Genomic DNA, 14,535 nt, shown 5'->3' on the forward strand with positions numbered 1-14,535 from the left:
ATCATTTACGATGAAGGACTTTTTGCTTTTAGATGGACTTGAAAATAAATTATTTAATTATTACTTTTTTTATAATTACATCTTGTTGACTAATCAATTTTATAAAATATATTCCTGAAGGTATGTTTTGAGTGCTAATTTGAAAAAGTGTTTTTTCGTTATTATTTAAATTTGAATATTCTTGTAAAATAACACCTTTATTATTCAAGAGGATAATGTTAAATTCCTCAAATCCAGTTGGATAGATGAAAATGTCCTGATTATGTGAAGGGTTAGGGTAGATTGTTAATTTTTTTATTGAGGATGTGTCAGTTTCATTAAAAACTACTTTTAATGGTCCATATGTTATTCTAGTATCATCATAATCAATTTGTGTTATTCTATAATACCTAATTCCTTGATGGTTTTGTGCATCAATAAATGAATATTCTTGTATAGTATTACTATTTCCACTTCCTATAATAAAGCCTAGTTCAGACCAAGTTCTTCTGTCAGTAGAGGTCTCGATGATAAATCCATTATTATTAATTTCTGTAGCTGTCCTCCAAATTAATTGTGCCGTATTGTTTTCTAATAAATTGATATCAAGATAAATAAGCTCTACAGGTAAATCTGTTGAGGCAGCATTTCCAAAACTGAAATCATTATTATCAGTATCAACAATATATTCTGGAGATCCTATTCTAGTATTAGATGCCATCATTCGTCTATTTGATTTACCTTGAGAGAACAATATTGTATCTGTTTGAACTACATTAATTGTTGTATAATCATAAATTCCATTTGTTTGCCCAGTAACAATACTTTTGGTCACTAGATGTGGACTTTCATCATGCACTGTACTCCAAGAAGTAGATGTTGAACCAGATTCACTATATAATAACCTGATATCAGAATAAGAACTTTCACCAGATTGAAATACACCATCAACACTAGAGTTTTTAAATAATAGGGAAGTAGTTACGTAAGCCCCTGATTGATTTAATTTACTAGGATTCATCTTCCAATAGCCATTTTCAAATACAACATCAACACCAATTGGTGCAGTTAAAGGTATTGCCGCATACTCTTTTTGATTGGGCATGTATTCAATGGTCCATTGAATAATATCTTCATCATCGCCCAGTTTATTTTTATGCGTGATTTCTGAAGGTTCGTAATCTTTATATTCAAGTATGCCAATTCCAACAGGGTGAAAGTCGCCAATTGTACCAATAGGAAAGAATATACCATTTGGTGCTAGCCAGTCAAACTTTGTTTGCCCTACTATCCAGCTATCTTTTGGATTTGGGACAGGTATTTCTTTAGTTTTATGGAAATATAGGTTTCCATTACTATTTAATAGTCCATCCTGTAAATCTATAAATTCACTTACATGGAATTCTTTAGAATTAGAAAGAGTAACTGCAGCAATATTGTTAGATTTCTCATTTGCATAAGAATTATTGATAATAATAGTTTGAATAGGGTTGTCTAAAGAAAATTCTGCATTAACATTTTGTGGTGAATCTCCTATAAAGGCAAGACTAAAAGAAGATGGAGGTACAGTAATAGCACCATTGTCTAAATTAAAATCACCTTTTAGAAACATAGTACTCTTTATAGCTTCCCATTTACCACCTAAGTTAACATTAAAATCACCATCTATTATTACATTTCCATCAACATAAAATTCTCCTCCATTCTTTACCGATATATCACCAGAAGTGACGAGCTTATTTCCTTCAAGAGTTAATTTGGCATCTTTTTCAATAATTACTCCAAGGTCTCCTACATTTAAAGGGTTGTTTAAAATATAGTTTGGCGTAAATCCTGAGGTGGCTAAAAATTGAATACCTCTAACTGCACCAGTATTAATCAGATTTATTTGGACATCATTGTTATCGTCGATCTCGAAATACAATACACCAGCTGATACAGATAAAAATTTATCCCAATCAGCAATTGAATTGTACGTAGACTTATATTTTACAATGCCTGTTCCTTCGATATTTCCAAATGATGATATAGGACTATTTCCTGTTTCTAGAATAGTAAAAGTTCCTCCATCAAAAATCTTTATTAAAGATAAATTTACAGGTTCATTTAATTGAATAGTGGTATTATCCATTATATAAACTTCAGCTCCATTAATAGGGTATTCAGATGCAGGAATCCATCCATTTGCAAGAGTTGGATCTGGTTTGGAACCTGAATTATACTCGTAATAAATAAATTCTCCAATTGTTTTACTTAAAGTCGAGCTACTATGCTTTTCCCAACTATTTACATTGTTCCAATCACCTAATGTAGTATTACTTCTGTAATAAGATGTGTTTTCGTTTATAGAAGAAGATTCACCTATAAAATAATAGCCATCAATATAATTTTTATTTAATGTAGCCCATTCATTTTGTGAAAAAGCAAGATTTACAAAATTATTATTTTCAGCAACATGCGAAGTGAGCCCTTTAAACCAAAGTCCTTCGCTTAAGTGAGCAGCAGTTAGGAATTGACTTTCATCAGCAGCATTCAAAATGTCATTTTCATCATAATATAATTTTACTGAGGTTTGAAAGTCAGTTGGTATTTGTTTTTTATTTCCATCAATATCAACTCCCGACAACACCCATGTGAAATCTAAGGTATTATTACTTCCTGTAGATGCTGAACTATAAATAAAGTCAAGTAAATTAATATTTACCCCAAATTCTTTACTTTCATTTGGTATGGCAATGTTACTGAAAAGGAGAGGGGTATATTTTCCTTCAATTCCAATTGGTTGAATAAAATTAGCTTGGCCAGAAAGAAAGTATTTTGTAACACCTTTAGCGTTGTACGTTCCGGAAATAACAACCATATTATTTTCTGAAAATTCGGTATTATTAAGACCGTTGTTTCCGTTAATATCATAATACTTACAATTAGGACCAATAATTAAATGATGATTGTTGATATAGAAATTTCCATTGGAGAGAATTACTCTTTTAGTAAATGTAATATCTGTTTTTAATCCATCATCACTAATTAATTCTACACCATTTGTGTTATTTATATTAATAGAATTTATAGTACTTCCACTAGTTGATTTTAAAAACTGTTTTGTTGTTCCTACCAATGATACAGTTCCATTATTATTAGATATTTCACCATTAATTATTATGGAGTCTGCGATATATAATATTACATCTTCAGTTCCATTACCAACTAATGATAGAGTTGCATTTTCTTCAATAATTAATTTATTGATATTTAATTCAGAATGTCCTCCATTAACGAGAAGTTCTTCTACAAGTACAATGGTAGAAGCTCCTGAAATAGTTAAGTTATTGGCAGAAAAGCCATCCATTTTGTTGTCCTCAATACTATTTATTATCTGATTTGAACCAGTGTTTCCATTAAAATAAATATCACCAGTGTTTGTTGTGTATGTACCAGAATTCAAAAGGTTATCATTAAAATAAACATCGTAGTCTCCTTGGTCAAATGTTGCTCCATCAAATATTGAAAGTGTTTTATTAAAAGTTAAACTACCATTGTTTGCTTTAACTTTTCCAGAAAGTACATTAAAGTCTGGTAAGTTTAAATTACTTTCAAACAATAAGGCGTTACTACCTTCATTTTTTATATTTATAGCCACTCCATTTGAAAAATATGAGGTTGTAGCTGAATCTGGTGAGAGAAGCAAAGCTGAAACATCATTTAAATTGTCATCATGATAAATTGTAAAACTATTGGAGTTGTCAGGGGTAAAATTTAAGGTAATCGAACCTAGGTTTGTAATTTCAAAAATACCTTTATCTACTTGATTAACTCCTTGCTCACCAATCTCTACAATTCCTCCTTTTTGTTCATAATGAAGTACTCCATTAGATGACATTCTCATAATTTGCCCACCAACTTTTAGTTCTGCAATATTTCCCTTTTCATCATTATCAATAAAGATATTTGTAGGATTATTAGAACTACCATAAGTAATATAATTGTTGACCCCTTGATTAAATAGGACTTTCCCACCGTAAATATTTAATGTTCCATCTAATGCCATTCCAGATGTAATTGGTGTAGTCGACGTCATAGTTATTGTCGATCCATTTTGAACGCTCAAAGTAGCATTACCAGGTAAAATAAATTCTTCTCCTCCGCTATTAATATCAATCACAATCTTAGGGTCATCAAGGATTAGTTCTCCATTTTCAATATAAATTGGTTTCTCGTTAGATTTCTTATTTGCAGGAGATAAAAGTTCTATTGGCATGTTAAAAGTAAATTTACTCCCAAATGCTTTATTCAGGTATACAGAGTAAAGTGATAGAGTAGTAATTTGTGGTGTTGCATCTATGTTTTCAAAATATTCTATTTCTCCATTTTTATCTCCAGTTAAAACGAGTTTGACGTTACTAAATTGACGATCATTAAAATCAGAATTGTCATCACCACCATATAAACTAAATGTATTGCACTCATAAATTATTATATTCTCTTTTATATCTAGAGTATGTGAAATAGGTGAAGTAGTTGGCGTGTTATCTACTAATATTCTATTGTATTTATCAGCATTATTACTATCGCCTGCTATTAAAGAAGTAGTCGTTACTGTTTTTGGGAAATCTCCTTCGTAATCAAAAACAATTCTACCATGATTCTTAAACTGTATATGGTTTGAAGCCTCTATATTACCAAATTCGGTATCTGCTTTAATTGCTAATGTAGCTCTATAGAAAATATCTATATTGTATGCTTTTATATCAAAATCAAAATATAAAGCTCCAGAATGTAATTCAACAATTGGATATTCTGTAATGTTCTCTAATTGTGGTATTGCAAGAGGATCTAAATCTGCTATTGTTACTTTATTAAGGTAATCAGTTAAATTAAGGCTATTTATATCTCTTTTGTTTTTGACTTTATATATTGAATTTTGATAGGATGCCCATTCGCCTAAATCTCCTTTTATAACCCCTTCAGAGTTATGTGAATCGCTAATTTCTATTTCTATTTCACCAGGACCTTTAATCGACCCTGTTGTGACACTGCCATTTTCAATAATCCAAATACTATTCATTCTTGCTTTGCTCTCTTCTCTACCAAAAATGATTTCAGCTACTTCTACGGTAGTATTAATAACAGGTTTAAATGTCCAATTGTCAATATCTTCCAAACCATTATTAGTTCTTCTCTGTTCAATTAAGTTTGATCCAATATATACCACATCATTTTTACCAGGTAACTCTCCAGTATTTAGAGGGGTTAGTTCATTACTTGCTTCATTAAGAATGTACCAATTGTTTTTTGTAGCCCACATTCTATCGCCTGAGGTGCCATCTGGATTCGTTTGTTCAGAATCTGCACCTAAATACCCTCCAAATGCATCACCTTCTATATCAATATATGATTGTTCGAAAACATAAATTCCTAAACTACCCTGAAAACGATTTTGTGTGCCAATTGAATAATGAGCGTTTTCTAATGGAAATAAAGAAGCATTATTACTCCAGTCTTTATCAAAAGCAATAATTATTTTATCATTAGAAAGTGTTGATGAATCGTATAATGACTCTTTTGAAATTAGAGCGTTAGTATAGATATCAGATGAAAAGAACCCTTTTCGTTCATAGATTGATTTAACAATAGGTTCTTGATTTTTTATAAAAGAATCTTCATTTAAGATTTTGCCTGTAATTAGGTCTGCGAAGTCTATTTTGTTTGTTGCGTCAATAGTAAAAGAGTCTCCAGAGAAAGGATTTGTTCCATTAGTAAAGTGATTTGAGAAACCAAAAAACCAATTTACTTGAGGTAAATTATCTAATTCATTTTCAATATATCCATCTCTCTCAATACGCCAATTTAGCCTAGTAATTTTGTCACCATCTTGATTAGATGTCGGAAGCTCTTCTAAAACAGGACGTACACTGATATATCCTTCACTTTCATTATAGGAGTCAGTAAAACTAACATTTACTCTAGCTGGAGTGTAATAAAAATTATCTCCGTTTTTTATTGCCATTGGAAATAAAACAGTGCTATCTAAATTGGTGGTATTAGGGTGTTGATAATTGAAATATTTCGTTCTTTTTTTATCAATTCGTAATCTTAAACCAGCGTTAGAAGATTGCCCATTTGTTACAAAGAAATTATTATACTTGGTAATATTAGGAATGTCATTATAAATATTATTTAGGGTGTTAGAACCAAATCTTTCAACACTTTTTTGAAAATGATTATTTGCTGCTGTTAAGTTTTCAGAATAGTTTAACTGATCAATAGTTAACGTGTATGATTGGAGATCTATTGTTCCAGAAAAGTAAGTTGCCCTTTCTATTTTTACATCGCTAGTTAAAGTAAGTGTTGTATTTTCTCCAAATAATTTAACATTACCAAAAATAGAACTGTCTATTGTTTTGAGATTTATTTCCGCAGGTTTAAATTTTATTTGAGCTTTAGATTTAGTAGTACCTTCTGTTCCAAAAGGGTTATAAACTCCAAGTGTTCCATAATTAATTAAATCTTTATTTTCTCCTATAAAACGAAGAGAGTAATTGCCATGATCTAATGTACCTTTAAGAAGCTCGAAATTCTCTGAAAAATCAATTAAATTTGATTTGTTTTCATTGCCATCTTCAGGTTCAAATTCTGTTACCTCAGCTTCAATAAATGATGGGTCAGCTAAGAATGTTAGTTTTGCTTCATCAGTATCTTTATCTAATCGAAAATTATATAACTCAACATTAAATGATTCAAAAGATATATCTTCAACTTCGTAATCTATATAAAAATCTGAATCTTCAGAACCATCAAAAATTAGCCAATCGTAACCAACTAGAACTTCATTTTTTCGCAAGGTTAGATTTCGACCAATTATTATATCATTAGCACCTGCGTCAAGAGCAGTTTCTAGAATTAAATCGTTTAAAACAATAAGGTCTTTCGCGGAAATAATAGTATCAGACAAACCACCATTTCTTTTAAATACTTGGTCTCCACTTTCAATAATTGTATTGTCAACTCCCTTGATGAAAAGGTTGTTAAATTTAATTGAAGATGTAAATACAAACGGAGAGTTTGATTCTTCAGAACATCTAAAAGTGATATCACCACCAGTTACTGTATTTTTAGCGTCATCTGTGCCAAGTAAAAAGCCTCTATTAGAATTGTCATTGTTTTCTATGATTAAATTACCGCCAGTAAGTGTAAACGTATTGTTAGCATATGGTAAACTAAATGGATCTACATCATTACTACCGCCACCAAAAAATTCTGCTAATCCATTGTTTTGAATATAACTTCCTGTTTGATTTTCTTCGGATGCAGAGACACATAAATGTTTAGCAAGAACATGGCTATTGTCTTCTAATTGAATTATACCTGCGTCACTTAACACAATACCTCCATTAGGACCGTTAGTTCCTTGATATATATCTAATTGAGCATTTTCATTAATAATGATTTTCCCTTGAATTATTAGACTATTTCCCGATGTCATTGTTAATTGACTACGATCTGACAACCATAAAAATTCATCAGAATGAATAATGAAATCATCACTATCAGAATCTTTTGAAAAATCATAATTAGTGAATTCACCCAGTTTTAAAGCACCGCTTATAATATTAAAACCGAGACCATTTTCTGCAGCTAATGTTAAATAAGATGCGGTATAAGTATTTACTGTAAGAAGTTCATAGGTTGGAAAGCCTATTATATTATAGGTAGCTGTTTTTGAGATACTTATTTGATAAATTGAAGTTGGTGCTTTAATCTCAATTTTTTGAGCTTTAGTTTTATTCGTTGCCGATAATTGTACTAAATCAGCATCGATTTCCCCTTTAATCTCAATGTCGCCTTCTATTTCTATTGTATGAATGAATGTGTCAAGTACTTTATTTCTCCAAGTTCCATTTGTATCAATAAAGAGAAACCCTGAAATTTTTAATGAATGATTTGTATCAGAATCAAATTGTACATTTCCTTCAATAACATTCATAGAATTATAGACTTCAATATTACTACTAAGTGTAACTGAAGCAGAAGAAAGGTTGATTATTAGATTGTTAAATCTTTCGTTATTATTTAGAGTAATATCATTATCTCCATATAATTCAATTGTACCACCATTAGTAGAATAAAATTTATGATTAAAATTGTCTGTTGGGACATTTTCAGAAGCTAAACTTAACGTACCTTCTCCTTCTAAAGTAGTTGTTATTGTTAATTTGTTCGGAGATATATTCTGATTCAAATCTAGAGAACTTCCATTTTGAAGTAAAAGTGAGTTTAAACTTAAATCAGAAGCATCAAATAATATATTTGACCCTTTTAATATGATAATGTTATCACCACTTTCAGGGGAGGTTTTCCCATCAGGTAAAACTTGAGTTTGTCCAGAAGGATCTGTTGTCCATCTAACTTCTGACCAATTTTGTTGAGTTGAAGTTGGAATTGCGTACCACGTTGTTTGGCAAAAGCAATTAATTGAAGAAAATAATAGTAGAAGTAAGTAAATTGTTTTCATAGCATTTTAAAGCTCTAAGTCACAAAAAATAGAGAATAGAAATTTAGTTTTCTTGATTTTAAATATAGTTTATTGGGTTATTCAACAGGTATAGAAATCGTTCACTGAACAATTTGAAGTCTTTATAGAACGATGTGTGGATAGTAAAAAATGATTTTTTATCAATTTTGATAAGTTTTGAAGAGTTTGGATCAACAGTTCACTTTTTATATTGAAGGCTTCTGATAAATATTTTCAGGTAAGAAATAGATTAGGAATGATTTTTAGTTATATTCAAATAACTTAAAATAAACTATTTTTAAATTTAAATAGAACTTCATCTTCATGAAAAGACTATTACTCAATATGGTAGGGGGATTGTCCTCTGAATGGTCTAGAATTGCTGCTTTATTAACACTTGGATTCTTTACAGGTATATTTATGGCAAGTTATAGTGTTGCTATAAATACATTATTTATCTCAAAATTCGGGAATGAATCAGATTTTCCATTAGCATTAATTACACAAGGTATATTAGGGATTCTTTTTACAATTGTCTTTTCGAGATTACAGAATATTATAGGATTTAGAAAATTGACCTATTATACATCAATTATAATATTGTTAATTGTAGGAGTTATAACTACTTTTCTAATTGCAAAAGAAAATCATTCATGGGTAGTATTTATAGGTTTTGCAACATTAGGACCTATTGTTTCTATATCACTTTTAATTTTTTGGGGAGCATTTGGCCGTCTATTTAACTTCACACAGAGTAAAAGACTCTCTGGGGGAATCGATACTGGTCAGGCAGTTGCAACAATTTTAGCTTTTTTCTCAGTTCCTTTTATACAACAAATATTACCATCACTTTCTTACTTAGCATTGGTTGGTACTATTGCTTATTTTGGGTGCTTTATATCAATAGTATACATTCTTAGGAAATTTAAGATGCATGCAGCAGAGGCTGTAACAGTAGATAAAGATACAAGTAAGAAAGAAGGTAGGGTAAAACTTAGAGATTATAAAAAGTACTTTTTTATGATTAGTATTTTTGTAATGTGCTCTACATTTTCAGCTGCTTTTGTAGATTATTCTTTTGTAACTGTAACACCAAAATATTTTCAGCAAGAAAATGAATTGGCAAACTTTATAGCCTTTTTTGAAGCCTTCGTAATCATTGTATCCTTTTTGGTTCAGACATTCTTAAATGATAAAATACTTGAGGTGTATGGTTTACAATATTCTTTAATGTTGCTACCTGGTATTTTGGTATTCTTTAGTATTATTGATTTAGTTATAGGAACTTTATTTGGACACGATAAAACTTCAGATGCATTTTTAATGTTCTTTCTGATAATTTCAATGTCAAAATTAGTAACAGACGCACTACGGGATTCATTGGAAAACCCCACAGTGAAAATCTTCTTTTTTCCTTTACCTGCAAGTATTCGTTACGAAGCACAAACTTTAGTTGAAGGTACAGTAGCACAATTCTCTACTTTATGTGCAGGTATATTAATGATTGGTATCTCAAAAATTAATGGTTATAATATTCTCTACAACAACTTTATGATTTTTGCCATTGTAGGGGTATGGGTTTTTGTAACATTTAAAATGTATCACGAATACAGGGTGTCTTTGAAAAATTTATTATCTGCAAATTCTACAGAAAGTGAGTATGATGAAGGAATTGGAGCAAGGTTTAAAAATAATAAGATTCAAAATTTATTGCACACGAGGTGGAATAGTGTTTCAACAAAGCTTTCTCCATTGTTATTTAAGTTAATAGAAAGGCTTGATGTATTCTTATTTAGAGAGATTTTATCTCAAGAAGATAATCTTTTCAGGTTTGTAAATAAAAGGATTGCTCTTGCAAAAATTAAGGATTATAGAATTTATGAAAGCACACATGCATTAGATCAGTTTTCTAAAAGTTCTTTTGATGACGATAATTTAGTGAATGTAGCCTCTGCTTTATCAGAAGATTTGAAGGCGGAGATTGTTTTAGAAGCCAACGATAATAATATCATTGAACTAGCAAGTTCATCTATTCCTACTGATAGAATAATGTCTGCAAGATTAATGTTTAATCATTACAATGATAATTTGGAGAATACAGTTTCAAAATTAATTAGAGATTATAATTTTGAAGTAAGAATTGAAGCAATGGCTTTAGTTGGTTTTCATAAAATTTCAATATTAATACCGGCCTTAGTAGAGCGTTTAGCAATTAAAGGCGATGAAAGAGTTGCACTTTCTGCAATTGTAGCAATTGGAGAATCAGGTGCTAAAATATTAGAAACGGCCTTCCATAAAAATGGACAAGTTCAGAAAACAAAGAGACTAATTTTACAGGCATATGCAAAAATTGGTAGTGAAGAATCTGTACAATTATTAGCCGATAAAATTACATATCCAGAAAGAAGAATCTCCTATGAAGCATTGTCATTATTGAGTTCTTTAGGTTGGAATGCTGAAGAGGAATATTCTATTTTATTTTTAAAGGAAGCTTTAAAAAGAGAAGCGAATAACTGCTATTGGAATATAGCGGCATCTTTAGAGATTGAAGACAATAGATATACAGTTTTAGTACAACGAGCACTACAAACGGAGATAATTCATAATTATGATCAAATGTTTCTGTTGTTAGACATGCTTTATGATAGAGGTTCGTTACAGCTTATCCGTAAAAATCATGAATTAGGAACAGCAGATAGTATTGGTTATGCCGTAGAGCTTCTTGATGTTCTGATTGATGAAGATGTGAAAAGTTATGTTCTTCCACTTTTTGAAGATATTTTACCGGAGGAACGTGTTAAAAAATTAAGAGAATTATTTTATAGAGAAACATATTCTAGTGAATACGTTTTACAAAGGTTAGTAACAAGAGACCCCAACTGGTTATCAGCTTGGGCACGTGCTGCAGCGTTGTATGCTTTATCTGATCATCCAGAAAAATGTAATCCTGATATTCTAGTCGGTTATCTTTTTGATGCTGAAAAATTATTATGCGAATTGGCTGCATGGATATTAAAAGTCCATTTTCCAGAAAAACTAGAAAATGCATATGGAAGGCTAGAACAAGATAAAGAAGCAGAACTTAGAGATCTATTAAGAGGAGTTGATTCAATGGATTTTACAGAGACATCTAAGTTTATTTTTTCAAAAGCGTTGTTCTTTTCTAACTTGTCAGAATTTCATGGTCTTAATGGCGATGAATTAGCCGAATTAGCAGAAATTTCAAATCTAAATTATTACGAGCAAGGAAAAGTAATTGCAACTGCAGAAGAATTAAAAGAAAAAGGACTTTATATAATTAAAGATGGAGAGTTGGCTGTAGGGGAAGGTGATGTTCACACAATTTTGTATAAAAAAAGAAATGTAATTGGAACATACATTTCTCCTAAATCAGAAGTTTGGGTAGGAAATTTATATGCAATCAAAGATTCTTATGTATATGAAATTGATGAAGAAACATTTTTCTTATTATTAGCAACGGACATGCACATGGTAGAAATTATAATGAACAATGTTCGGAAATCTTTTAGAACATCAATTAACTTACAGAAGTTATCGTATGTTTAAAAAAAATAGTCATCAATTAACTTGATGACTATTTTTTTTATTTTAAGTTTAACCCAACGGTTTCAACCTGATCAAAAGGTACTTTAAAGCTTACCCCTAAAACTTTAGTACGAACAAAGCCTGTATATCTTACCTCAAAATCTTCTCCAGTAGCCATATTTATAAGTCCGCCTAGAATATTTGAGAATAAAGCTTTTGGAGGAAATTGAACTTCTAATGGAAGTGTAAACTCCGATTTCTTTTTTGCCTCAGAAGAAAGATTTTGATCGACATTTCCAATAACATTTCCATTTATTAATACATCTACATGTATCTGGTCAACTGTTATTGATACGCCATTTGGATTATAGAGTACAGCTTCTGCTCTAACCACAAAATTACCATCTTCTAATGTGAACATTTCAACATTCTTCACATCGTTAAATTCTGGTGCTTCAGGACCACATGCTGTAAAAGTTACTAGTACTATTAAGTATACTATATATTGAACAATTGATTTTAACTTCATCTTTAAAAAAATTGATTAGTGAAAGAATTACTTCATACAATAATAGTTCTAAAAAAATAAATTAGACATACTACACTACTATTATTTCAAACGAGCCTCCTTAATTAAAATAATATCATAAAGATTTTTGTTTTACCTAGTTTATTGTCGTCTTTTGCAGATATAATAATTTTAATATTCTAAATTATTGTTAATAATAGTTATTAGTCGCTAATGTGACTTGTTATAATACTACATTTGTGTACTAAATTATCTGTTAATAACCCTGCGTTTTCTTTGTAACTTATGACAATTTCATCAATGATTCAACCCGATAAAAAAATATCCTTTTTTCAAATAGTAGAATATTCTGTGTATAGATTCTATACTTTATTAAAAGAGGGGAAAGGTAATATCGGGGAAGGTAAACAATGCTTTAAATTAAAAGGTAGAGGTGTAAATCTGTATTCTAAAAAAGAATTTTTAGAATACAACGATTTAGATGAGTTACTTTTTGATGAAATCTGTATGGAGTTATGGACAGTCTCTGAGAAAACTCCTAAGTGGGATATAGATAGACTGTTTGCATATAAAAATGAGATAGTTGACAACCTTTCTAATATATTAGAATGTACTTCTGTAAATGATCTAGAACTATATATCAGTGATTCTAGAACAGCTAGTTTTGTCTATGTTTTTTTAAGTCATTTCTATGAAACTACATTGAGTGATCAAAAACTAGCAAATATTAATACAGAAGTAATTTCTGATAATAACTCTGAGCAGGTTACTCCAAACAAAGAAATTGATAAAGGTTTTAATATTGAAATTTTAGAAAGATTTCAATTGTTAGAAGATAGAATTATTCATCTTGAAAGAGAAAATAAAAGATTAGAAACTCGTGAAAATGATTATTTCCACAGAGTTGATGATTTGGAGAATACACAAAAGCAAATAGATAATTTAGAAGAGCAATTTGAACTTGTACACAAAGCAAGAAAGACTGCCTTACAAGAAATATCAATAAACGTTGAACAAAAATTTGAGTCTTTAGTTGACAAGATAAACAGTATCAACGAGGAGAGTTTTAATAAAGAATCTGTACGTGAGTTTATTGTTCGTTTAGATCAATTAGAAAAGCAAATTGTTGATGTTAAATCTGAATATGTAAAAGATGAAGCAATTCAATCTTTTTCAAAACAATTAGACATTTTAAATAAATCAATTAATCATATTTCTGATGAGCATGGTAATGAGCTTAAGAAAGTAGATTTAAGATTTACAAAGATTAAAGGGGAGCGTCATGAATTAAGAGATAATATGTCTCTTTTAGAAGAAAACCTTTCTAATAAATTAGATACATTAAGCAAATTACTTACTGACGAGCTAGAAAACATTCATAACATTAGTGATGAAATGACTCGCCGCCAACAGGAACTTCAATCTGTTCTGCAAGACAAAAATGTAGAAGATAAAGCACATTTTGATAAAGTAATTGAAGGTATTGCAGCATCTTTAGGTGAAACACAAGAAAGGCAACAAGAACTTTGGGAGAGTGTTAATAAATTAATTAACAGAACTAAGAATGATGAAGTTACTTTTTCTGAAGTAGTTGAAACAAAAGCTCCTAAGACCGTTGATATTGAAAAGACACATTATGTGGCTCCATCATCAAATTATATCGAAACTTTTTATGCTGAACCAGATGGTAATGGATTTTTAACTAATCTATCTACCAAAAAGATAACATATAAGCATGTATATAAAGTAAATGTAATTGATGATGTTACTGCAGATTTTGAATTTGTAGATGAAGCAGATTCAAAAAGGACTTTAAATATGAACCTTGCAATGATGTTTGATGAGTATATGTCTGATAACGGAACTAAAGGATCTAGCTTAGAACTATCATTATATGGTGAGGCTAAAAAAGTAAGAGGATTAAATGCTTGGAGAGTTAGTCGAAAAGCAATGGTGACAAGAAGATAAA

Annotated in this window: 4 protein-coding genes; 2 read left to right on the forward strand and 2 right to left on the reverse strand. The window is 30.2% G+C overall.

What is annotated here, in order from left to right; genetic code table 11:
- Positions 1 to 49: 49 nt before the first annotated feature.
- Positions 50 to 8,491 (reverse strand): T9SS type A sorting domain-containing protein, encoded by an 8,442-nt coding sequence (locus tag KM029_RS02390; protein ID WP_144075191.1) that lies wholly within the window; start codon positions 8,489 to 8,491, stop codon positions 50 to 52.
- 324 nt (positions 8,492 to 8,815) lie between these two features.
- Between KM029_RS02390 and KM029_RS02395 the strand changes: the two genes are divergently transcribed.
- Positions 8,816 to 12,058, forward strand: coding sequence for a hypothetical protein (locus tag KM029_RS02395; RefSeq protein ID WP_144075192.1), 3,243 nt, complete (start codon positions 8,816 to 8,818; stop codon positions 12,056 to 12,058).
- Positions 12,059 to 12,095: 37 nt separating this feature from the next.
- Here KM029_RS02395 and KM029_RS02400 read toward each other — a convergent pair whose 3' ends face one another.
- Positions 12,096 to 12,566, reverse strand: coding sequence for an NDR1/HIN1-like protein (locus tag KM029_RS02400; protein ID WP_144075193.1), 471 nt, complete (start codon positions 12,564 to 12,566; stop codon positions 12,096 to 12,098).
- 285 nt (positions 12,567 to 12,851) lie between these two features.
- On the opposite strand from KM029_RS02400, the gene KM029_RS02405 reads away from it, so the two are divergent.
- Positions 12,852 to 14,534 carry a coiled-coil domain-containing protein gene (locus KM029_RS02405; RefSeq protein WP_144075194.1) on the forward strand — a complete coding sequence of 561 codons (1,683 nt, stop codon included), beginning with the start codon at positions 12,852 to 12,854 and terminating at the stop codon, positions 14,532 to 14,534.
- The last annotated feature ends 1 nt before the right edge of the window (position 14,535 follow it).

The organism is Flammeovirga kamogawensis, assembly GCF_018736065.1.
GTDB classification, from domain to species: domain Bacteria; phylum Bacteroidota; class Bacteroidia; order Cytophagales; family Flammeovirgaceae; genus Flammeovirga; species Flammeovirga kamogawensis.

What these genes read in the sequence shown, in the direction of transcription:
- KM029_RS02390 (WP_144075191.1), bottom strand. Translation starts at nt 8,491, where the DNA reads ATGAAAACAATTTACTTACTTCTACTATTATTTTCTTCAATTAATTGC.
- KM029_RS02395 (WP_144075192.1), top strand. Translation starts at nt 8,816, where the DNA reads ATGAAAAGACTATTACTCAATATGGTAGGGGGATTGTCCTCTGAATGG.
- KM029_RS02400 (WP_144075193.1), bottom strand. Translation starts at nt 12,566, where the DNA reads ATGAAGTTAAAATCAATTGTTCAATATATAGTATACTTAATAGTACTA.
- KM029_RS02405 (WP_144075194.1), top strand. Translation starts at nt 12,852, where the DNA reads ATGACAATTTCATCAATGATTCAACCCGATAAAAAAATATCCTTTTTT.